This is a genomic window from Aliiglaciecola sp. 2_MG-2023 (assembly GCF_030548145.1).
GTDB classification, from domain to species: domain Bacteria; phylum Pseudomonadota; class Gammaproteobacteria; order Enterobacterales; family Alteromonadaceae; genus Aliiglaciecola; species Aliiglaciecola lipolytica_A.
The window spans coordinates 357,194-378,986 of record NZ_JAUORY010000001.1; the positions used below are offsets into that span (position 1 = coordinate 357,194).

23 protein-coding genes are annotated in these 21,793 nt (G+C 41.6%); 20 read left to right on the top strand and 3 right to left on the bottom strand.

The features are described 5' to 3' along the window. The first annotated feature begins 214 nt into the window (after window positions 1-214). The 19 genes from Q4567_RS01460 to flhB all read left to right on the top strand — a co-directional run bounded on the left by Q4567_RS01460 (window position 215) and on the right by flhB (window position 19,380). Complete coding sequence (locus tag Q4567_RS01460; protein WP_216048283.1) at window positions 215-1,015, top strand: flagellin; 801 nt, start codon at window positions 215-217, stop codon at window positions 1,013-1,015. A gap of 348 nt (window positions 1,016-1,363) precedes the next feature. Further along, window positions 1,364-2,833: a sigma-54 dependent transcriptional regulator gene (locus Q4567_RS01465; RefSeq protein ID WP_216048284.1), complete on the top strand. Its 1,470-nt coding sequence runs from the start codon at window positions 1,364-1,366 to the stop codon at window positions 2,831-2,833. 179 nt (window positions 2,834-3,012) lie between these two features. After that, window positions 3,013-4,194 carry a PAS domain-containing sensor histidine kinase gene (locus Q4567_RS01470; protein ID WP_216048285.1) on the top strand — a complete coding sequence of 394 codons (1,182 nt, stop codon included), beginning with the start codon at window positions 3,013-3,015 and terminating at the stop codon, window positions 4,192-4,194. Then, the gene (locus Q4567_RS01475; RefSeq protein WP_216048286.1) at window positions 4,191-5,534 is read left to right on the top strand and encodes a sigma-54 dependent transcriptional regulator; all 1,344 of its coding nucleotides are present in this window, start codon (window positions 4,191-4,193) and stop codon (window positions 5,532-5,534) included. The genes Q4567_RS01470 and Q4567_RS01475 overlap by 4 nt, the downstream gene beginning before the upstream one ends. A 272-nt stretch (window positions 5,535-5,806) precedes the next feature. Then, window positions 5,807-6,127, top strand: a complete 321-nt coding sequence (fliE, locus tag Q4567_RS01480) for a flagellar hook-basal body complex protein FliE (RefSeq protein WP_216048287.1) — start codon at window positions 5,807-5,809, stop codon at window positions 6,125-6,127. A 19-nt stretch (window positions 6,128-6,146) separates the two neighbouring features. After that, entirely contained in the window at window positions 6,147-7,850 is a 1,704-nt protein-coding gene (gene fliF, locus Q4567_RS01485) for a flagellar basal-body MS-ring/collar protein FliF (RefSeq protein WP_216048288.1), read from the top strand. A gap of 8 nt (window positions 7,851-7,858) precedes the next feature. Further along, entirely contained in the window at window positions 7,859-8,896 is a 1,038-nt protein-coding gene (gene fliG, locus Q4567_RS01490) for a flagellar motor switch protein FliG (protein ID WP_216048289.1), read from the top strand. A 28-nt stretch (window positions 8,897-8,924) separates the two neighbouring features. Then, window positions 8,925-9,734 carry a flagellar assembly protein FliH gene (gene fliH / locus Q4567_RS01495; RefSeq protein WP_303499084.1) on the top strand — a complete coding sequence of 270 codons (810 nt, stop codon included), beginning with the start codon at window positions 8,925-8,927 and terminating at the stop codon, window positions 9,732-9,734. A gap of 3 nt (window positions 9,735-9,737) precedes the next feature. Next, window positions 9,738-11,072: a flagellar protein export ATPase FliI gene (fliI, locus tag Q4567_RS01500; protein ID WP_303499085.1), complete on the top strand. Its 1,335-nt coding sequence runs from the start codon at window positions 9,738-9,740 to the stop codon at window positions 11,070-11,072. Further along, the gene (fliJ, locus tag Q4567_RS01505) at window positions 11,072-11,509 is read left to right on the top strand and encodes a flagellar export protein FliJ (protein WP_216048291.1); all 438 of its coding nucleotides are present in this window, start codon (window positions 11,072-11,074) and stop codon (window positions 11,507-11,509) included. The genes fliI and fliJ overlap by 1 nt, the downstream gene beginning before the upstream one ends. 41 nt (window positions 11,510-11,550) lie before the next feature. After that, window positions 11,551-13,839, top strand: a complete 2,289-nt coding sequence (locus tag Q4567_RS01510; protein ID WP_303499087.1) for a flagellar hook-length control protein FliK — start codon at window positions 11,551-11,553, stop codon at window positions 13,837-13,839. A 93-nt stretch (window positions 13,840-13,932) separates the two neighbouring features. Beyond that, the gene (fliL, locus tag Q4567_RS01515; RefSeq protein WP_216048293.1) at window positions 13,933-14,454 is read left to right on the top strand and encodes a flagellar basal body-associated protein FliL; all 522 of its coding nucleotides are present in this window, start codon (window positions 13,933-13,935) and stop codon (window positions 14,452-14,454) included. A gap of 31 nt (window positions 14,455-14,485) precedes the next feature. After that, on the top strand, window positions 14,486-15,544 hold the full coding sequence (gene fliM, locus Q4567_RS01520) for a flagellar motor switch protein FliM (RefSeq protein ID WP_216048294.1): 1,059 nt from the start codon (window positions 14,486-14,488) through the stop codon (window positions 15,542-15,544). Between the two features lie 27 nt (window positions 15,545-15,571). After that, a complete protein-coding gene (fliN, locus tag Q4567_RS01525; RefSeq protein WP_216048295.1) occupies window positions 15,572-15,985 on the top strand; it encodes a flagellar motor switch protein FliN in 414 nt (137 codons plus the stop codon). 34 nt (window positions 15,986-16,019) lie between these two features. Continuing rightward, a complete protein-coding gene (gene fliO / locus Q4567_RS01530) occupies window positions 16,020-16,433 on the top strand; it encodes a flagellar biosynthetic protein FliO (protein ID WP_252729157.1) in 414 nt (137 codons plus the stop codon). Continuing rightward, a complete protein-coding gene (fliP, locus tag Q4567_RS01535; protein ID WP_216048297.1) occupies window positions 16,426-17,175 on the top strand; it encodes a flagellar type III secretion system pore protein FliP in 750 nt (249 codons plus the stop codon). The genes fliO and fliP overlap by 8 nt, the downstream gene beginning before the upstream one ends. A gap of 12 nt (window positions 17,176-17,187) precedes the next feature. Next, entirely contained in the window at window positions 17,188-17,457 is a 270-nt protein-coding gene (fliQ, locus tag Q4567_RS01540; RefSeq protein ID WP_216048298.1) for a flagellar biosynthesis protein FliQ, read from the top strand. Between the two features lie 4 nt (window positions 17,458-17,461). Next, complete coding sequence (gene fliR / locus Q4567_RS01545; RefSeq protein ID WP_216048299.1) at window positions 17,462-18,244, top strand: flagellar biosynthetic protein FliR; 783 nt, start codon at window positions 17,462-17,464, stop codon at window positions 18,242-18,244. An 11-nt stretch (window positions 18,245-18,255) separates the two neighbouring features. Further along, on the top strand, window positions 18,256-19,380 hold the full coding sequence (gene flhB, locus Q4567_RS01550) for a flagellar biosynthesis protein FlhB (protein WP_216048300.1): 1,125 nt from the start codon (window positions 18,256-18,258) through the stop codon (window positions 19,378-19,380). 57 nt (window positions 19,381-19,437) lie between these two features. On the opposite strand, the gene Q4567_RS01555 is transcribed toward flhB, so the two are convergent. The 3 genes from Q4567_RS01555 to Q4567_RS01565 form a co-directional block, all read right to left on the bottom strand. Next, window positions 19,438-20,295, bottom strand: coding sequence for a PA4780 family RIO1-like protein kinase (locus Q4567_RS01555; RefSeq protein WP_303499090.1), 858 nt, complete (start codon window positions 20,293-20,295; stop codon window positions 19,438-19,440). A 95-nt stretch (window positions 20,296-20,390) separates the two neighbouring features. Further along, window positions 20,391-20,585, bottom strand: a complete 195-nt coding sequence (locus Q4567_RS01560) for a YwbE family protein (RefSeq protein ID WP_216048302.1) — start codon at window positions 20,583-20,585, stop codon at window positions 20,391-20,393. Between the two features lie 23 nt (window positions 20,586-20,608). Next, window positions 20,609-21,133 (bottom strand): hypothetical protein, encoded by a 525-nt coding sequence (locus tag Q4567_RS01565; protein WP_216048303.1) that lies wholly within the window; start codon window positions 21,131-21,133, stop codon window positions 20,609-20,611. Window positions 21,134-21,263: 130 nt separating this feature from the next. Here Q4567_RS01565 and Q4567_RS01570 point away from each other — a divergent pair, with 130 nt between their 5' ends. Beyond that, window positions 21,264-21,770 carry a DUF3087 domain-containing protein gene (locus Q4567_RS01570; protein ID WP_216048304.1) on the top strand — a complete coding sequence of 169 codons (507 nt, stop codon included), beginning with the start codon at window positions 21,264-21,266 and terminating at the stop codon, window positions 21,768-21,770. Window positions 21,771-21,793 lie beyond the last annotated feature (23 nt).

Below are 21,793 nucleotides of genomic sequence, written 5' to 3' on the forward strand. Positions count from 1 at the left end.
AAACGGTTATCTTTTTGATATTTAATACTTAGGATGATTGTGACCTGATGATGGTATCGGAGTCAATTGAGTTTACTTGAATTGCATTTTCATGATAGATATTTATACATAGTTATGAATTTTAATACTTAGTTTAGACTGTGTTTATTGTCGGTTGCTTACTTTATCGGCAATATTTTGCTATCCTCAAGGGGAGGTGTTAGAGGATAAATTTATGATTAATATTGATTCAAGCAACAATTCATCAATTTTACAGCAGTTACAGCAGAAACAAGAAACCTTGTTTGAAAAGCTGGCTTCCGGTAAGCGAGTGAATAGTGCTGCCGATGATTCTGCTGCGCAACAGATTATTGATCGATTAACCACTCAAGTAGAGGGGAATCGACAAGCTATCTCCAATGCCTATGATGGTGTTTCCTTATCTCAAGTTGCCGAAGGCGGCTTGTCGGGGATTAACACTGATGTAAATCGAATCCGTGAATTGTCTGTTCAGGCTGGTAATGGCATTTTGAGTGACTCAGATAGAGAAGCGCTGCAATCCGAAATTTCTCAATTACAAAGCAACATAACCCAAACCATTGAGCAAACCAATTTTGGTGGAAAGCCTTTGTTGTCAGAAGAAGGTAATATTGATTTTCAAGTGGGGGCTAATTCAGGCCAACGTATTGGTGTTGGAACTCAAGATGTTGCCGCACAACTTGATGATGTATTGAATATCGATGTATCCACGTCTGCTGGAGCTGAAGAGGCTTTAGAAATTGCGGATAATGCATTGGAGTTTGTTGGTGGTGCTAGAGCGGATTTAGGTGCGACGCAAAATCAATTTGCAAGTGCGGCTCGAAACTTAAGCCAAGCCGATGTCAACGTTTCAGCTGCTAGAAGTCGACTTCAAGATACCGATTATGCCCAAGCGACAGCAGATAGTATTGCCACTGGAATTCAAAGTCAGGCCTCGTTATCTGTGCAATCTCAAGCTAATCAGCAACAAGGTCAGGTGTTGTCTCTTTTGAGTTAATTCAGGTAAAAATGGTTTTGTTTATTTGAAAACCGCAATAACCACATTAAAGCAGCTTAGGCTGCTTTTATTTTGTTCAATTAACTGATTTTATTCATAAACATAAAAATTGATTGTTGCTATCCGACAACGAATGTTTAAAATCAAGTGAACATTTATAAGTGTGTTTAAGTTTCATTTTATGCTTTGCTGACACGAGTAAAAATATACGCTAATCTTTGATTAGACAGAATGTTCAATATAGTTATCTTCGGATGCCTATTTTGAATAGAAAAGCTTGGCAAACATTTACTTGGAATTAACACGCGCTTGAATAAAAACAATAAAAATAACAAAGTTGGGGAAAGGATGAGCACTATTCTGATTATCAGCGAGCAAATGACGCGCGCCAATAATCTCAAAACTATCTTGTCTTTCTTAGGCGAGCATTGTGCGATTGTACCGTTTTCCCAAGCTATCTCTTCGTTGAAAAAACAAGACAGTTTTGAAGCTGTCATCATCGACTTTGAGTCGCCAGAACTTACTGATGACGTAGTCAGTAAATTTCCAGCCCAGCCCTTCATTGTTATTGGCAATTCAGCCGTTGATGGTGATGCAGAGTTCCGAGCTAATATCGTCGGACAGTTAGTTGAACCCGTAACATATCCCGTTTTGACTCAGATGTTACATCGTTGTCAGGAATACTTGCGCAAAAGACCTGCAAAGACCGCAAATACAAGTAAAACTAAATTATTTCGCAGCTTGGTTGGCAAAAGTGATGAAATTCAAAATGTACGTCACTTAATCGAGCAAGTATCAAGCTCTGATGCGAATGTGCTGGTGTTAGGTGAATCCGGAACTGGCAAAGAAGTTATCGCCCGTAATCTACATTTTATGTCGAATAGAAATAATGGGCCTTTTATACCTGTCAATTGCGGAGCGATTCCCGCTGAACTTTTAGAAAGTGAGTTGTTTGGCCATGAAAAAGGCGCGTTCACTGGCGCTATCAACTCTCGCAAAGGTCGTTTTGAACTTGCCGAAGGTGGCACTTTATTTTTAGATGAAATTGGTGATATGCCTTTGCAAATGCAAGTTAAATTGTTACGTGTTTTGCAAGAACGACAATATGAACGAGTAGGGGGAAATAAACCCATAAAATGTGATGTTCGCATTGTTGCTGCTACCCACCGAGAGCTAGAAACGATGATCGCTGAAGGCTCTTTTCGAGAAGATTTATATTATCGTTTAAATGTTTTCCCTATCGAAAGCCCGGCATTAAGAGAGCGCAAAGAAGATATTCCATTATTATTGCAAGAACTGGTCTCGCGATTGGAACAAGAAAATGAGAAATCACTGCGTTTTACCGAAAGTGCAATCAATTCACTGGTAGAGCACCTTTGGCCTGGAAACGTCCGTGAGCTTTCCAATTTAGTGGAAAGATTGCTCATTTTGTTCCCCAATCAAGTGGTTGATGTCACCGATTTACCAACTAAATATCAGTATACAGATGGTGATAACTTCGAACCTGACTACCCTGAAGAGTTGTTAGAACGTGAAGCTATAATCGCATTATTTAACGATACAAATGACAGCGATGATGAATTGGTTGATTCCGATGATAATAGCGAACAAGTTCAAAATGGTGAGTTACATACCAACTCAGCTTTGCCATCAGATGGTATGAACCTCAAAGAATATTTATCTGAATTGGAAATCAGTATGATAAATCAAGCGCTTGATCAGCAAGATGGTGTTGTTGCAAGAGCCGCTGAAGTCTTGGGGATGCGCCGTACAACTCTGGTTGAGAAAATGCGTAAATACGGAATTGTTCGCGACTAACGCGATGTTTTAATTGATACATTAATTGCGCTATTTTTTGATAAAACTCCCTCCCGTCATTTTGTTGACGTTTAATATTTCTTCTAAAATCATTTAACTCTTTGATATTAAGAGTAAAATAATTGGCATGCGATATGCTAAATACTCACTATATGTAATATTTTTGACGTGAGGACATTATGGCGCTAAGCAGTGTATTCAACATATCGTATGAAGACGACCAAAACCAAGTTCGCAGTACATCATCGTCTCATTCACGTGAGCTTGACCCTTGTTTAGCTGCACCTCAACCGCTGAATTTATCTACTACTGAAGTGTCGAAACAAGAATTCGAACAGTTGAAAAGCCAAGCCACTCGGCTTGAACACCTTTTACAGGTAATGCCGGCTGGCGTTGTCGTAATTAATGGACAAGGTCAGGTAAAACAAGCTAATGCCTTAGCCAAAGCGTTGTTAGGAGAGCCTTTAGAAGGGCAAGCTTGGCGAAAAATTATTGCCCGGTCGTTTAAACCTCAAGCCGACGATGGTCATGAAGTCTCATTACATGATGGTAGAAAGGTTAAATTATCAATCACGCCATTAACAGCCGAACCTGGACAGCTCATAGTTTTAACCGATTTGACTGAAACCAGACAGTTGCAGCAGCGCATTAGCCATATGCAACGCTTATCTTCGTTGGGCAAAACCGTGGCTTCGATCGTGCATCAAATACGTACACCTCTGTCGGCAGCCATTTTATACGCTTCTAATTTAGCAAGTAACCAACTTAGTGATAGTGCGCGAGAGCGTTTTAGTGAAAAGTTAATGCTCAGGTTGAAAGACTTAGAAGGTCAGGTAAATGACATGTTGTTGTTTGCTAAAAGTGGCGAAGAGCAAGTCGTTCAAAACATCTCTGTAGCAGAATTGATGTCTGAATTATTGGTTTCATCAGAAAACATGGTTCAGCAAGCAAACGCACAGTTGAGCGTGAAAGATATCGATCCACAATTAACAATTTTAGGTAACAAGCCCGCACTTATAGGTGCGCTACAAAATATTGTACACAATGCGATTCAAGAGCAGCCTGAAGATTGCCAGATAACTATTAGCTGTTTGAGCGATAGTCAGCAAGTGAGTTTACAAATCCAAGATAACGGCCCCGGCATAAATCCACAAAGTCTAAATCGAGTTTTTGAACCTTTTTATACGTCAAAAAGCCATGGTACAGGTTTGGGACTTTCGGTAGTTGCCACAGTGGCTAAATCCCACGGTGGTTCGGTGACTGTTTCAAATATGCCAGGCGCAGGAGCATGTTTTAGTCTCATGCTTCCAACCATTAAATCAAGCCAGACAACTAAACAGGCTTTGGGAGAGAAATCGTGAGTCAAACCAGCATATTAATTGTAGAAGATGATGCCGGGTTAAGAGAGGCATTAGTCGACACCTTATTACTTGGCGGTTATGAAGTGATAGAGGCAAACTCGGCTGAACAAGCGATGGTCAAACTCAGCTCACATAAAGTTGACTTAGTGGTTAGCGATATTCAAATGGGTGAGATGAGTGGTCTTTCATTACTGCGCAGTATTAAAAACAAGTTTCCCAGTTTACCTACTTTGCTTATGACAGCGTACGCCACTATTGATGATGCGGTTCAAGCCATGCGTGATGGCGCTACCGATTATTTATCAAAACCATTTAGTCCTGAAGTGTTGCTAAATTTGGTTGGGCGATATGCACCTGCTCAGCAGGTGGAGTCTCGCGATCCTATTGCTGCTGATCCACTAAGTATTAACTTGCTTAATCTTGCTAAGAAAGTCGCTACCTCTGATGCCACTGTAATGGTATTGGGACCGAGTGGATCAGGTAAGGAAGTATTGGCCCGTTATATCCATGATCAATCTAGTCGCAAAGACCAGCCGTTTGTAGCAATTAATTGTGCTGCGATACCAGAGAATATGTTGGAAGCGACTTTATTTGGTTATGAAAAAGGTGCCTTTACCGGCGCATTTCAAGCCTCGCCAGGTAAGTTTGAACTGGCCCAAGGTGGTAGTATTTTATTAGATGAAATCACGGAAATGGATTTAGCACTACAAGCGAAGCTATTGCGTGTATTGCAGGAAAAAGAAGTTGAGAGACTAGGTGGCCGTAAAACCATTGCATTGGATGTACGCGTAATTGCCACTAGTAACCGCGATTTAAAACAAGTGGTTAGTGACGGAAAATTTAGAGAAGATTTGTACTATCGATTAAATGTTTTTCCATTGATGTGGCACCCGTTGGATAAGCGAGCAGGGGACATAGTGCCTTTGGCCGAGCACATGATAGAACGACACTATAATGGTAAACAGGCTGCTCCTAGTTTAACCGCTTCTGCGCGAAGTAAGTTGATGCAGCATGCATGGCCTGGCAACGTGAGAGAATTAGAGAACGTAATTCAGCGCGCACTTATCTTATCCGATGGAGAAACAATTGATGCTAATGACTTGATGATTGAAATCGAGACAGGCCAGACACTTGTTAGTGACCAATCAAGTCAAAATGAAGTTGATGATAGTAAATTAGGTAGTGAACTGCGTCATCAAGAACACCAAATCATTTTAGACACTTTGCAATCCTGCAACGGTCGTCGTAAAGATGTAGCTGAAAGATTGGGTATTAGTCCCAGAACCTTGCGATATAAATTGGCGCGTATGCGCGAGGTAGGAATAGAGCTACCCGCTTAATTATCCCACGTTTTCACAATAGCCGTTTCTCCAACGGCTATTTTTTATGGTTTTTACGGGGGGAATTCCGCATGACTTCCATCCTACCCCCATCACACTTAAAGCAAGTGGCTCCGTCAATAAAATGACAAAATTTGTAACTCATTGATATTTATTGTAAATAAAGGTTGGCATTGAGATTGCTTAGTTATGCTATACGTTTAAAAAACTATCGCTTTGCCGCATTTTTTTGACTCTCGCAAAGCCTATTGATTATACCACTGGAGCGACACATGGAAATCAAAGCACAATCTTTATATCAAGAAATGCAGGCAATGGCGTCAAATGCACAAATGGATGTTGCCCAGCTTCCTGGCACCAATCCTTCCTCCCATAATTTTGCCGAGATGCTAGGTCAGGCTATTAACACAGTTAATGATATGCAACTCGATGCCAAAGGCAAACAAGAGGCATTTGAGATGGGGGATCCGAATATGAGTTTAGCTGACGTCATGTTGACTAAAGAAAAATCCAGTATTGCTTTTGAAGCTACAGTACAAGTACGAAACAAAGTGCTAGAAGCTTACAAGCAAATCATGAACATGCCAGTTTAACATAGCAAGAGGATAACTCGTGGCCGAGGCAACTAGCACTGAGCTTGCACTTAGTGACAATGATAATTATTCAGACTCCACAGAACTAGAGCATAAATCTGGTTTCATGGACGCATTAGGTAGCGTAGATTTAATGCGCCAAGTAACCATAGTGATTGCTCTGGTAATTTGTATCGCCATTGCTATTTTTATTGTCATTTGGGCGCAAGAACCTACTTACCGCCCATTGGGCAAAATGGACACCCAAGAGCTTATCGAGACCCTTGATTATCTTGATCAAAATTATCCAGATTATATTCTTGAGGGTAATGTCGTTAAAGTTTTAGAAAGCGATTACAAAAATATAAAACTAAATATGACTCGTCAGGGGCTTTCTTCTTCTTCTGAAAACTCTGGTGCAGACATTATCATGCAAGACATGGGATTTGGGGTTTCACAACGGGTTGAAAAAGAACGTTTAAAACACGCCAGAGAACAACAAATAGCGCGAACTATTGAGGAAATAAATGGGGTTAAACGGGCAAAAGTGTTACTAGCTTTACCGGTTGAAAACGTTTTTGCGCGACGTGAGAAAAAAGCCAGTGCAACTGTTGTTGTTACCTCTGGGCGAGGTTCTAGTTTATCAAATGAAGAAGTCGACGCGATTATTGATATTGTTGGTTCAGCCGTTCAAGGTATGGAACCAAGCCGAGTTACGGTCACAGATAGTAATGGCCGATTACTCAACTCCGGTTCTCAAGATGCAGCATCTGCGCGCTCAAGAAAAGAATATGAGTTAGAGAAACAGCGCGAGAATGCCTATTTAGAAAAAATTGATTCTATCTTGATCCCAGTATTGGGCTTAGGAAATTACACAGCGCAAGCTGACGTAACCATGGACTTCACCGCTGTTGAACAGACCCAGCGCCGATATAACCCAGATTTGCCGGCAATACGCAGTGAAATGCTGGTGGAAGAGAACAGCATAGGCGGAGCAATCGCAGGTATACCTGGAGCATTAACGAACCAACCGCCTTTAGATTCGACAATTCCTGAAAATGCCACTGGTAGTAATTCGCAAACGACATTACCGGGTAGAAATTCTAAGGAAGAAACGCGAAATTACGAGTTAGATACTACAATTAGTCATACCAAGCAGCAGACTGGCTTTATTAAACGATTGAGTGTTTCGGTTGCAGTGGATTATATTACTGAAGTGGCAGAAGATGGCACTGAGTCAATCTCACCTAGAGCACAACAGGAATTACTTAATATTCGCCGTTTATTACAAGGTGGAATTGGATTTGATGTTACCCGTGGTGATTCGTTGGAAGTGGTGAGTATCCCCTTTAGTAGAGACGACGATTATGTGCCAGTTGAGGTTCCTTATTACAAAGAGGAATGGTTTGCGCAAACGGTAAAAGTAGCTGCCGGAGCGCTAATTATCATCGTCTTGATATTTGCCTTAGTTAGACCGATGTTAAGTCGTTTAATTAATCCTCAAGACACCACTGAAAGCGAAGACTTTGATGTTGATAGCGCGCTAGACTTAGGTGATGAAACCATTAGTATGTTATCTCAGGAATTTGATGAGGGGCAGGTTGGTTTTGCTGCAGACGGTTCTTTGATGTTGCCTGATTTACACAAAGATGAAGACGTATTAAAAGCGGTTCGCGCCTTAGTTGCCAATGAACCGGAATTATCAGCTCAGGTAGTAAAAGGCTGGTTGATGCAAGATGAGTAGGATTGAACATGCCTGATGAAGAGTTGACTGAATCCAGCGGATATGACGTTGGAAAATTAGAAGGTGTAGATAAAGCTGCAATTTTACTTTTGAGTTTATCAGAAGAGGATGCCGCACAAATTCTTAAACATTTAGAGCCCAAACAAGTACAGCGTTTGGGTCAAGCAATGGCGCAAATCGATGATATGACGCAGCCTAAAATCACGGCCGTGCATAAACATTTTATCGAAGAGATTCAAAATTACAGCACTATCGGTTTCCAAAGCCAAGACTTTGTGAAACGTGCGTTGACTGCTGCGCTAGGTGAAGATAAAGCGGCTAATCTTATTGATCAGATTCTGATGGGAAGTGGCGCGAAAGGTCTCGACTCCCTTAAGTGGATGGATTCTAAGCAAGTTGCCAGTATCATCCGAAATGAACATCCTCAAATTCAAACCATCGTCATGTCTTACTTAGATGCGGAACAATCCGCAGAGATATTGTCGCAATTCCCAGAAAAAGTACGTTTAGATCTGATGATGCGGGTGGCCAATCTTGAAGAAGTGCAACCAGCAGCCTTGCAAGAATTAAATGAAATTATGGAAAAACAATTTGCCGGTCAAGCGGGTACGCAAGCGGCTAAAATGGGCGGCTTGAAATCTGCAGCAGATATCATGAATTACCTTGATACCAATATCGAAGGTCAGTTGATGGACGCAATACGCGAGCAAGATGAGGAAATGAGTCAGCAAATCCAAGACTTAATGTTTGTCTTTGATAACTTAGCTGATGTGGATGATCGCGCAATTCAGGCAATACTGCGTGAAGTGCAACAAGATTCATTGCTCAAAGCGATTAAAGGCGCCGATGAAGAACTGAAAAATAAAATCACTAAGAATATGTCCAAACGAGCTGCAGAAATGCTGATTGATGATTTAGAAGCGCTTGGTCCTGTTCGTATTAGTGAAGTAGAGACAGCGCAAAAAGAAATTTTATCGGTGGCCAGAAGATTGGCTGATTCCGGAGAAATTATGCTTGGCGGTGGCGGCGGGGAAGAATTCCTATAATGGCACCTATTATTAAACGAGCTTTTTTGTGACGGATAAAAATGTGACTGAAAAAGATAACAGTGATAAAGACTTAAGTGATGACGACATTGCCGCTTGGGAATTGCCTGTCTTAGAAGAAACATTTGATGCCAATCCCAGCAAAACCAACGTATTTAATCGACAGTCAACCTGGAAATATGAACCTCCGGAGGTGGAAGAAGATGTCTTGCCTCCTACGGCCCAAGAAATCGAGCAAATCCGCGAGTCTGCTTATCAAGAAGGTTTTGAACAAGGGAAAAAAGAAGGTCATCAAGCAGGTTATAATGATGGTAAAGAGTTAGGCCTGCAAGAAGGTAAAGAACAAGGTCTGCAAGAAGGTAAAGAGCAAGGTCTGGTCGAAGGAAAAGAACAAGTTGAGTCGCAAATAGAGTCTTGGCATGGGTTGATGGAGCAGTTACATCAACCGGTTTCCCAAGTTGAAGAGGTGTTGCAGTCGGAGTTAGTCAAACTGGCCGTTTCCTTGGCAAAATCAGTTATTCGCACAGAAGTACAAACTAATCCAGAAATTCTATTTAACGCTTTAAACGAAGGCTTAAAAGCACTTCCTATCCATGAATCTCAATATCAAATTCACATGCATCCTGGCGATATCGAGCTGGTCAAAGAACGCTATACTCCTGAACAAATAGAAAAAAACGCTTGGGTATTTGTGGAAAACCAGAATATGTCGAGAGGAGGCTGTGATATCAGCACACAAAATAACGCAGTTGATGCTTCAATTGAACGAAGAGTGAAGGACGTGCTGAATAAATTTTTGCTTGAGCAGGGACTTAGCGATATTGAAAGTGAGTCCTAAACCATGTCACAACAGCTGCTTAATCGAATTAAATCACTGCAAAGCCAAATCCCTGAAGCGCATACTGTTGCATCTGGTAAATTAGTCAGAGGCATAGGCTTAACGCTAGAAGCGGTTGGCTGTCAAATGCCAGTGGGAAGTCAATGTTTAGTTAAAACAGTAGACGGACAGATTGAAGCTGAAGTCGTCGGGTTTGCGGAACACATCACTTATCTTATGCCTACCGAAGCGGTTAAAGGGATAGTGCCTGGCTCCCGTGTAGAACCACTCAATCGCGAGCCTGGTTTGCCTGTTGGCATGTCTTTGTTAGGACGTGTAGTTGATGGTAATGGTCAACCATTAGACGGCCTTGGTGCGATTAAAGCAGAAAAACGAGTTCCACTGAGCAAAGCACCCATCAACCCCTTATCCCGTAAACCTATCACTAACCCTTTGGATGTTGGCGTTCGCGCGATTAACTCAATGATTACCGTTGGTGAAGGCCAAAGAATGGGATTGTTTGCAGGTAGTGGTGTAGGCAAAAGTGTGTTGTTGGGGATGATGACTCGCGGCACCTCAGCCGATGTTGTGGTAGTTGGGTTAGTGGGTGAACGTGGCCGCGAAGTAAAAGAATTTATTCAAGATATTTTAGGTGATCAAGAAAGGCAAAAGTCAGTGGTTGTGGCGTCTCCTGCAGACACTTCACCATTAATGCGACTTAAAGGTTGCGAAACCGCGGTGGCTATCGCTGAATATTTTCAAGATAAAGGCCTTAATGTGCTGCTGCTAATCGATTCATTAACCCGATACGCAATGGCGCAACGTGAAATTGCCTTAGCGGTTGGTGAGCCGCCAGCAACCAAAGGGTATCCACCCTCAGTATTTGCCAGGTTGCCTGCATTAGTGGAAAGGGCCGGAAACGGTAAAGAAGGTCAGGGATCTATTACTGCGTTTTACACTGTGTTGACCGAAGGTGATGATTTACAAGATCCCATTGCAGATTCAGCGCGGGCGATTCTTGATGGTCATATCGTACTATCAAGAAATCTAGCCGAAGCTGGTCACTATCCGGCAATCGATATTGAAGCTTCTATCAGTCGTGTTATGCCAATGGTTGTGAGTGAAGAACACCTAATGGCGAGTCGTCGGATTAAACAGGTATATTCAAATTATCAACAGAACAAAGATCTAATCAATATCGGTGCTTATACAAAAGGAACTGACCCTAGAATGGATTTAGCCATAGCTGCTGAACCCGTAATCAACACGTTCCTGCAGCAAGGCATGAAACAAATATTGCCCTATGATGAATGTCTTGAAGGGATGATGTCTTTGACAAAAGGTTTGGGTAACGGCTAATGGCGCAGCGGCAGTTAGAATTAGTAGCAAGGTGGGAAAAAGACAAAGAAGATCGTCTTGCTCAGGATTTTCAGTTGGCTCAACAACATGCCGAGTTAAACAAGCAAAAGCTGTCGAGCTTAGAAGGCTATCGCCTTGATTATTTGCGTCAGACGCAGATGAAGGGAGCAGGAGCGCTCAATATTGATAAATTTAATAAGTTACATTCATTTATTGGCAAATTAGATAGAGCCTGTCAGCAACAAATGCAAGTGCATAATCAATCTGTTTTAGTTGCTGAACAACGCAAAAATCTTTGGTTAGCGCAACAGCGTAAACGCAAAGCTGTGGAGATGCTGTTAGAGAAAAAACGTCAAGCGCAAGAAGTGAGGAATAATAAACTTGAACAGCTGTTTATGGACGAGCTTTCAACCCAACGCTTTATCCGCAATCAGTAATTTGTTCTTTCTAGCCCTTATTTGACAGGTTGGAACACTCTTTGCTGTATCCAGTTAAGATGATTGATTTAAGCCATAAATCAATGCTGAAACGGGAATTAGAGATGCAAGATATTGCCACCACTAAATCAGAAATTGCCGCCTTGGTAACCAAGGTGAATGATTATTCTGGCAACAATTTTAATCAACAGCAAGAGTTTGGTTCGTATTTGAAACAAGCCGATAGAGTATATGGCTATCCTGATGAGCCTCGTAAAAATCATACTGCTCAGGAAAATATAAAGCCCGTTGATGAAAATCAAAAAAATGCGCTGCGCGAAAAAAGCAAAGATGATTCGCGAGAATACGCTAAGCCTGTTGAGCAAAAATCTTCCAATCATGCACCTCAGAGCTCGAATACAGATAACCCTCAAACCTCAGGCTCTAAAGACAGTCTTGATTCAACAGTACAAGACGTCCAAGAACAAGTTAGTGTAAGTGGCCAAACGAAAGGGCTTAATTCAAAGCATCATTCGGAACAAGCTAACGGTGTTGAAGAGTCAAAATTGAACAAAGCAGGAGATGAAAGTGAGCTTATCTCTGCTGAACAAAAAGATCTGGAAAATACGGTTTCAACGTCTCTTGAACAGAATAGTCGTAATCTTGATGAATCTGTTTCCGAACAAGGAATGGTTGACGAAGCTAGCCTAATAGATTGGTTATCATTGTTGGAAAAAAGCATTGCCAAAGCGACTGATGGTGGCGAACCGCAAGTAAAAGAAGAAGGGGAGTTGCTAGACCCTTCGATAGCCGAAAAACTCTCAACTGATCAATCTGCATTGGAGTCAGATGAAGGTATCGATTTAGCGGCGTTTAATGCTTTACTACCAACTGAAAATTCTGAATTGGTAAATGATGATGTTCAATCTGAAGTTAACATCACAAATAGTGAACTGGAAGTGAGCAGTCAAGAAACGATTTTGGCGAGTGTCGATAATTTGTCAAACGATGAGTCAAACAAAGTGGAAAGGAACGATATTTCACTAGAGCAAGAAACCAAGTCAACATTGGAAAAATTGACGACCTTAATCACTGAATTACAAGCTGCGTTTAAAGCATCCCAGCAAAACACGGAAAGTGGTGAAGTAGAATCCTTAGATCAACTGTTAACTCGCATTAGCGAATTTGTCGAACAGATTGATCCCAAGGTCATGGAAAAATTACAGCAAAGTTTAACACTTGAGTCAGAAGCGGGGGCGGTGTCAAATAACATGCTGGCGGACACAGAAATGCCCACGGATAACGCTATCACTGAAGATATGCAGTTACTGTTAGATTTACTGGCCGTTTCAAACGTCACAGATGCAACCACTAAGATGCCGGCGAATAGCAATACTCAGCCCAGTGACGAGCAAACAATAACATCGCAAGCGCAAAATATTACAACTATTGCAAATCAAGAATTAACAGCCTCGGGTAAACAACTGGATAAAAGTGTTCGTGCATTACTCGATATACCTTCTGACAAACTTGACGCGGCCTTAGCAAATCTGGCTCAGCGGTTAGACGTTAAACCGTCTACTGACCAAGCTGACACCTCTGGCACTAGCATTAAAACTGATTTTATCAGTGCTCTTAAAAGTGGGGTTGAAGAGGTAAAAGCGCAAATTAAGCAAGGTCATCAACCGGCAATAGATTTATCTACATTGGTAACTGATGCTGCAACTAAAGTCGGTGCAATGCCAATTGTGCCAGAAGTGTTGGATCAATCGGTGACTCGATTTAACCAAAGCTTAGAATTGGCGAGTCAATTAAATGCCAAAATAGAACAGTTGCAGCATCATTTTGTATCTGAAAAAACATTAGTGAAAGAAAATATAAATCAGGCGCAACATTTGCAAACTAAACAAGGTCAGCAGTTAGCGCAATTTGATAAAGCGGTGAATATCACTCGCAATGAAGGTTTGCAGCAGTTAACTGAAAAAGTGCGCTGGATGGCGAATCAAAACAATTTGCAAGCCGAGATTCGTTTAGATCCGCCGGACTTGGGAGCCATGAAAGTGCGTCTGAACATGTCTGGTGACACCGCGAGCGTCAATATTGTGGTGCAATCGCAACAGGCCCGCGATGTGCTTGAGCAGGCAACACCAAGACTAAAAGAACTACTTGAACAGCAAGGTATTGAACTTGGGCAGTCTTCAGTGCAACAGGAACAAAATGATAAGGGGCAACAAGATTCAGAATATGTTGGCACTCATCAAGCAGAAGAGAATATGCAAGGGGAAGAGTCACAGGTTATTGAGCAACGAATTTCCCATGGCAGATTAGGTGGAATAGACTACTTTGTGTAATAGATGCGTGATTGTTTGATTTGAATCGATCAGTCAAAGCAATTTATTGATACAATCCACCTAATAGTCACAACAAATTTAACTGAGAAGACAATGGCAGAAGAAGAGTTACAAATGGAAGAGGGCGGTAAAGGCAAAATGATGATTATTATCATCATCGCTGTAGTCTTGATTGGCGGTGGTGCTGCAGCCTATTTTTTACTTGGTAGTTCAGATGAGCCAGATATGGCAGTTAATTCTGAAATGACAGCAGAGTCAGGTGACGATGGCGCTGCGATGTCCTCTGCTAATAAAGGAACGGCTCTGTATGTGGCGATGCCACGTCCATTTGTGTTTAATGTCCCTGGACAAGGTAAAGACCGTTTAGCACAAATAAAAGTGCAATTGATGGTGCGCGGAACCGATAACGAAGAATTGGCGAAAATGCACGTCCCTTTAATTGAAGGTACCTTGTTAAAAGTATTCAGTAGTTCAAATGCAGATGATTTAGTCACTGAGGCCGGTAAAGTTTCATTAAGAGACCAAGCAGGTAGAGAAGTACAAAAAGTATTAAAAGAAACAGTCGGTAATGAAGTAGTTGAACAAGTACTATTCACTGGCTTTGTAATGCAATAATCGGTAAATGTTGATTTAAGCGAGCAAAACTTTGAGCGATTTATTATCACAAGACGAAATTGACGCGCTACTCCACGGTGTTGATGACGTTGAAGAAGACGATACAGAGGATCTCGAATCTGATGGTTCGATGATTGAGTACGACTTTTCTTCACAAGACCGCATTGTGCGTGGCCGTATGCCCACGCTGGAAATTGTGAATGAGCGATTTGCAAGACACATGCGTGTGAGCTTGTTCAACATGATGCGTCGCTCTGCAGAGGTATCAATCAACGGTATTCAGATGATTAAGTTTGGTGAATATATCCATACGTTGTTTGTGCCTACAAGTTTAAATATGGTTCGTTTTAGACCACTCAAAGGTACTGGTTTAATTACCATGGAAGCGCGTTTGGTTTTCATTTTAGTTGACAACTTTTTTGGTGGTGACGGTCGCTATCATGCAAAAATTGAAGGCCGTGAGTTCACACCAACTGAACGACGCATAACCCAAATGTTACTTAAATTAATTTTTGAAGATTACAAAGAAGCATGGGCGCCTGTGATGGATGTTTCTTTTGAATATTTAGATTCAGAAGTGAATCCGGCAATGGCTAATATCGTCAGCCCCACAGAAGTGGTCGTGATCAGTTCGTTTCATATTGAGCTAGATGGGGGAGGTGGTGATTTTCACGTCTCGTTACCTTACTCTATGTTAGAGCCGATTCGAGAATTATTGGATGCCGGCGTGCAAAGTGATAAGGAAGACACTGATTTACGCTGGAGTAAAGCGCTTCGAGATGAAATCCTCGATGTGACAGTGGCTGTATCAACCCATATGTTAGATGTGGACATCTCCCTACAAAGGTTAATGGATTTTGAACCTGGCGATATTATTCCGATTGAAATGCCTGAAACAATAACCGTATTGATTGAGGAGTTACCCACGTTTAGGGCCAAACTAGGCCGCTCACGAGACAATATAGCGGTAAAAATTACGGAAAAGATTCCACGACCCACTTCAGTTAAATCTGAATTGCAATTATTAACGAAAGGCGGACGCCGAATAGACAGTGATGCTGAACTTTCTATACTTGAGGAAGATTTATGAGCGTCTGCAAAAACGAGGTAAAGAACAATGAGTGAAGATGATGCAATGGACGACTGGGCTGCAGCCATGGCTGAACAAGCTGAAGAAGAAGGTGCAGATAAAAACGCCGATCAAGACGCTGAAGTATCGGTAGCTGAATTAGACGAATTGTCTGAAGATGCGCCTATAACTCAAAAAGAAAAGAAAAAGCTCGATACGATTTTGGATATACCTGTAACCATTTCTATGGAAGTGGGACGCAGTCATATTAGCATCCGTAATTTATTGCAATTGAACCAAGGATCGGTGGTTGAATTAGACCGAGTCGCAGGCGAACCTCTTGATGTGTTAGTAAATGGCACGTTGATTGCTCATGGAGAGGTAGTAGTCGTCAACGATAAATTTGGGATTCGGTTAACGGATGTTATTAGTCAAATCGAGAGAATTAAAAAGCTTAGGTAGTAAAAACTCATATAAAACATGGGCTTGGATTGCGCTGAGCCCACTTTTCATCCTTTCTAAAAGTGCTTTCGCGCAAGTCGAAAGCCTTTCAAACCCCACTTCTGTAGTGTCAATTTTTCTATCATTATTGCTGGTTATCGTGATAGTTGTTGCGTTGGCGTTGTTAATGCGACGGTTTAATGTCACTGCAACCGGAAATGGTCAGTTGCATGTCGTAGCATCTATGGTGGCAGGCACTCGAGAACGAATTATGGTCATCGAAGTTGGTGACGAGCAGCATTTAATTGGGGTAACGGCGACTAATATTAACCATTTAGCAAAGCTCGAAAAGCCTCTGGAAAAACCGACCAATTCATCAGCCGATAGCTTTAAAGACAAATTAACTCAAGCACTTGCCGGTAAAATCAATCCTGGCTTTGACAAACAGAATGGGCAAAACAATGATTAGATTTTTACTGGTATTGTTGGGCGCCATTTTATTGGCTCCTACGGATGCGCTAGCGGCTCCTGGTGTTGATGCATTAACAATTACTACCAATCCAGACGGTACACAAGATTACACCATGACGTTGCAAGTGCTGGCAATAATGACTGCACTGAGCTTGTTGCCTGCGTTTGTTATGATGATGACGTCGTTTACGCGAATTATTATTGTACTGTCAATTTTGCGTCAAGCTATTGGTCTTCAGCAATCGCCTTCAAATCAAATATTGATTGGCGTCAGTTTATTTCTTTCTATGTTTATTATGGCGCCAGTTTTTGAACAAATTAACGAAAATGCCTTGCAGCCATATCTGAATGAAGAAATGACCTCTCTTGAGGCTTATGAACAGGCGAAGATTCCCATGCGCGCTTTTATGCTTTCGCAAACACGCATCAAAGATTTAGAAACCTTTGTGCAGTTGGGCGATATGCAAGGGCAGTTTGATGATCCTTCAGAAGTGCCGATGAATGTATTAATCCCTGCGTTTGTGACCAGTGAGCTGAAAACGGCCTTTCAAATTGGCTTTATGTTGTTTATTCCTTTTCTCATTTTAGATTTAGTGGTGGCATCAATCCTGATGGCAATGGGGATGATGATGTTATCTCCTATGATCGTTTCGCTGCCATTCAAACTTATGTTGTTTGTGTTAGTGGATGGCTGGAATCTTATTTTTGGCACCTTGGCCACAAGCTTTGGTTTAGGTTAGGGAGATACTGCTATGGCACCAGAAGTCTTTGTCGAAATACTAAAAGAAGCCTTACAAATGGTCATTTTGTTGGTTTCGGCGATTATTTTACCCAGTTTATTCGTCGGTCTAATAGTGGCAGTTTTCCAAGCTGCCACCTCTATCAACGAACAAACCATGAGTTTTTTACCCCGTTTAATTGTGACTTTATTAGTGTTGAGTTGGGGAGGCCATTGGTTAGTGCAAAAGTTAATGGATTTCACTTTCACCATGGTTGAACGCATACCTGAAGTTGTAGGTTAACCTTTTGGAATTTGCTGCGTCCACTATCACCGATTATATGGCAGATATGTTACTGCCATTTATGCGTATCTCTGGTTTGTTTGCAGCTATGGTGGGTATTAGTGCGAAAACGGTTCCCACTCCAATTCGTACTCTACTTACGCTTTTTCTTACCTTACTTATTATGCCAGTCGTGCCGCCTGTGGATATATCAGAGATATTTTCAGTCAGCACTTTTGTGTTAATTATTCAGCAATTAATTATCGGTTTGGCGATTGGATTTATTTCAGCAATGATGCTGGATACATTCGTTATTGCTGGGCAAGTTGTTGCGATGCAAACCGGTCTAGGTTTTGCCTCAATTGTTGACCCTGTTAATGGCATTAACGTACCTGCAGTAGGTCAGTTTTACCTAATATTAGCCACGTTGCTTTTTTGGGCTCTGGATGGCCATTTAGCGATGATCAGTATGGTTGTTATGAGTTTTGAGGCGTTTCCAATTGGTGAAGCTTGGTTTCAACCTGAGCAATTTAGAGAAATTGCCCATTGGGCAAGTTGGATGTTTGTTGCTGCGGTAACACTCTCTCTTGCACCTATTGTTTCGCTTTTACTGGTTAACTTAGCCTTTGGTGTTATGACAAAAGCCGCGCCACAACTGAATATTTTCAGTATTGGCTTTGCAATAGCACAAATCATGGGACTACTCATTATTTGGTTAACCATGGATAACTTCACCCACCATTTCGAATTGCAATGGCAAAGAGCCCAGCAGTTGATGTGTAATTTATTGCAAGTTTGCGCGAATTGAGGACGGCATAGATGGCTGATTCAAGCGAAAAAACAGAAGACCCCACGGCAAAAAAGAAGGGTGATACCCGAAAGAAAGGGCAGATTGCCCGCTCCCGTGAGTTATCAACTACCCTAGTGTTAGTGGGAAGTGCCATTGCATTTTTGTTAATTGGCGAAGGAATCGCCACCGCATTATTCCAAGTTATGCAAAGAACTTTCACACTCTCCAGAGATGAAAGCTATGATTTTATTCATATGTTTCAAGCTTGGGGATACGCCTTTGAAACTATCAGTATCCCCGTATTGTTTTTCCTGTTAATTGCTATGATTGCTGGTATTTACGGCAGCATAGCCCTGGGGGGATACAACTTCACTTGGCAATCCACTAAACCCAAAGCGAGTAAAATTAATCCCTTAGCCGGTTTCAAACGCATGTTTGGAGTCAATGGTTTAGTCGAGTTATTAAAAGCAATTGCTAAATTTGTGGTAGTGGCTTGCGCCGCATACATCGCGTTTATTGTTTTTCAAGACGAAGCCTTGCATTTAGATATGGAAATATATCCTCGTAATCTTTTCCACGCCATGGAGCTATTGGCATGGGCCTTTTTGTTTTTGTGTTGTGCCTTGATACCGATCGCAGCCTTTGATGTGCCATATCAGACTTGGAAACATGACAAAGAAATGAAAATGACTAAACAAGAAGTGAAAGATGAGCGCAAAAACTCTGAAGGTGATCCACTGGTTAAAAGTCGAATTCGAAAACTACAATATCAAGCGGCAGCAAAACGCATGATGCAAGAAGTGCCTAAAGCTGATGTGGTGGTGACTAACCCAACTCACTTCTCAGTAGCCTTGAAATACGATAAAAATGGCGCTACAGCGCCTATTCTGGTGGCCAAAGGGGCAGATGAACTAGCCATGCACATACGTAAGATAGCTGGCGCACACGGAATTCCTATTATCTCTTCGCCGCCATTAGCCCGTGCAATATTCCACACCACAGAAGCAAATAGCGAAATTCCTGAAAAATTATTTATGGCTGTGGCTCAAGTATTGGCTTATGTATATCAGGTTAAATCGTTCAAGAGCGGCAAAGGAAAACGACCTGCACCACTGAACAAGAATCTTCCGATACCAGAGGATATGCGTTATTAAGTCCTGAGTGAGAAACGCGTACAGAAGCGCCAAAACATCAAAAATGACAATGCTGGGTTATTCGTCACTGTCAGCGGCACGAATGCGCGCTAATCTTTCTTCTTCTTCGGCAAATGCGGCTTTTATTTCTTCTAAAACGTTGTCGACATCGGCGGCACTTTCATCAAACTCAAACTGCCCAGTTAGCACAGATTCAGGGGTTAATTCACCGGCTTCAAACAATGCCCACATTTCCTCAGCATAATGAGTGTGGCGTAATTCTGGCGCGAATTCCGCGTAATAATCGGTCATGTTGCGCACATCACGCTGTAACATGCTAAAAGCGTTATTATTCGCCGCTGCATTAACTGCCTGCGGCAAATCAATAATTACTGGGCCGTAATCATCAACTAATACATTAAATTCCGATAAATCGCCATGTACTAAGCCACAACACAACATCAACATTACGTAGAACATGACTTGGGCATGATCTTCTAAGGCTTGTTCTTTTGACATGGACACATCATTCAAACGTGGGGCAACATCACCATTTTCAACAGTGACAAGCTCCATCAGCAACACCCCATCATAACAACCAAAAGGCTGCGGCACTCTAACCCCCGTTTTAGAAAGGGTAAAAAGCGCGTCTACTTCGGCATTTTGCCATGCGTCTTCTTGTTGTTTGCGGCCAAATTTAGAACCTTTTTCCATGGCTCTTGCGCGCCGACTATTTTTAACTTTTCGACCTTCTTGATACTGTGCTGCTTTTTTAAAACTGCGTTTCATTGCCTCTTTGTAGACTTTGGCGCAGCGGATCTCTCCTTGGCTTTTCACCACAAACACAGTGGCTTCTTTACCGCTCATAAGTTGGTAAAGTACTTCGTCGATTAGTCCGTCTTCGACTAAAGGTTGTAAACGTTTTGGAATTTTCATGGCGCGTTTATACAGCACTCACTGGTGTTTTTAAATAGCTGGTGGGTGAATTATGTTGTTTATGTACAAGCAAAAAAAACATATTAGCGATTCTTTTAAGACAAAATCTGTTTCACTCTGCCGACTTGACCATCATCAAGTCGCACTTTTATACCGTGGGGATGGTTGCTAGATTTAGTCAGGATCGTCGAAACGACACCTTCTGTAAGATTACCGCTGCGCTGATCTTGCTTCAAAACAATTGCTACCTTTGAACCAATTTTAATATTTTCGCGTTTACTGCCGTCCATTCATTTTTCCTTTTAACCTAGCCCTATCTTTGGTAGTGAGCTAATACATGGTCAATAAAGCTTAACCAAATTTCATTTGGCTGCCATATCGCTAACATTTCTTGTTTCGCAGTTTCTTCTGGTACTTGTAATTGCGTGACTTGATATAGATATGTGAAAACAGAACCTCGCCAGTTCAAACGGCAATGAGTGAGCGTAACCCCATCGTGCTCATTGAGATTCTGCATAATTGAAACGTACTCTTGGAAATTTGCTAGGGTGGGGTTTTCCCATTCAACAGCAATATTATGATACCCCAATGCTAAGCTGCTGATTAATTGTTGGTGTTCAGTCCGATCCCCTGGAATCAAATCCACAACCTGGTTTAAACCAATCTTCTGCAACATCTCAAGGTGTGGTTTAGTGGGTAAACCTGAACTCACCATTTTTTCGTTGTTAACTTGATAGTTCTTTAACTCAGGAGTGGATATATCAAGGGTATTTTCCGCTGCATGGGCGTTAAACACAAGAAGGCAGCTTGCAAATAAGATGAATGCGATATTCTTCACGTGGTTTTCCCTTAGCAATATATTGAAAAGTAGTTTATTGGCTCACAGTATAAAATACTTTTTAGTTAAGGTAGTAACTTAGTTACAATTGAATACATCAAATATCTTAAAAAGTTGTACTCAGATAATTATGCATCTCATAGACATTAACAAAGCACGTTATCGCAAGCGCCTAAATCGTATTATTTTGTCTTGTGTCATCATTTTTGCGTTAGGCAGTTTAGCCATCTCGCAACTGTTGATCTGGTTATTTCCAGATCCAAGCGGTAGCCATTTTCATTGGAATTTTCTAGGAGTGTTAATAACTGCCATAACCATTGGATGGTTATTAAATAAGTACCGGTCGAACGAATTTATGACTGAGGTGGTTTATGTATGGGAACTTAAAAAAGCGCTGAATAAAATTAATCGTAAGATGACCCAAATTAAGGCTGCAGGACAAAAGGGGAACATCGACGCTTTGATTACCTTACAGTATAGCTACGCTGGCTCAAGGCAACTTTGGCAGTTAGACGATAATACGATTACGATGGATGAATTAGCCATTCATCAAGCTGAACTTGACGCTATTGCCTCGCAATACAACTTAACCTTGGATGCAAATGATTACAACGAAGAGATGTTAAAGCAGTTTTAAATCAGATCAGAGAGTTGTTAACT

Excerpts from the sequence above, each read along its gene's own strand:
- Q4567_RS01460 (WP_216048283.1), top strand. The coding sequence starts at position 215 with ATGATTAATATTGATTCAAGCAACAATTCATCAATTTTACAGCAGTTA.
- Q4567_RS01465 (WP_216048284.1), top strand. The coding sequence starts at position 1,364 with ATGAGCACTATTCTGATTATCAGCGAGCAAATGACGCGCGCCAATAAT.
- Q4567_RS01470 (WP_216048285.1), top strand. The coding sequence starts at position 3,013 with ATGGCGCTAAGCAGTGTATTCAACATATCGTATGAAGACGACCAAAAC.
- fliE (WP_216048287.1), top strand. The coding sequence starts at position 5,807 with ATGGAAATCAAAGCACAATCTTTATATCAAGAAATGCAGGCAATGGCG.
- fliG (WP_216048289.1), top strand. The coding sequence starts at position 7,859 with ATGCCTGATGAAGAGTTGACTGAATCCAGCGGATATGACGTTGGAAAA.
- fliI (WP_303499085.1), top strand. The coding sequence starts at position 9,738 with ATGTCACAACAGCTGCTTAATCGAATTAAATCACTGCAAAGCCAAATC.
- fliJ (WP_216048291.1), top strand. The coding sequence starts at position 11,072 with ATGGCGCAGCGGCAGTTAGAATTAGTAGCAAGGTGGGAAAAAGACAAA.
- fliL (WP_216048293.1), top strand. The coding sequence starts at position 13,933 with ATGGCAGAAGAAGAGTTACAAATGGAAGAGGGCGGTAAAGGCAAAATG.
- fliN (WP_216048295.1), top strand. The coding sequence starts at position 15,572 with ATGAGTGAAGATGATGCAATGGACGACTGGGCTGCAGCCATGGCTGAA.
- fliP (WP_216048297.1), top strand. The coding sequence starts at position 16,426 with ATGATTAGATTTTTACTGGTATTGTTGGGCGCCATTTTATTGGCTCCT.
- fliQ (WP_216048298.1), top strand. The coding sequence starts at position 17,188 with ATGGCACCAGAAGTCTTTGTCGAAATACTAAAAGAAGCCTTACAAATG.
- flhB (WP_216048300.1), top strand. The coding sequence starts at position 18,256 with ATGGCTGATTCAAGCGAAAAAACAGAAGACCCCACGGCAAAAAAGAAG.
- Q4567_RS01555 (WP_303499090.1), bottom strand. The coding sequence starts at position 20,295 with ATGAAAATTCCAAAACGTTTACAACCTTTAGTCGAAGACGGACTAATC.
- Q4567_RS01560 (WP_216048302.1), bottom strand. The coding sequence starts at position 20,585 with ATGGACGGCAGTAAACGCGAAAATATTAAAATTGGTTCAAAGGTAGCA.
- Q4567_RS01570 (WP_216048304.1), top strand. The coding sequence starts at position 21,264 with ATGCATCTCATAGACATTAACAAAGCACGTTATCGCAAGCGCCTAAAT.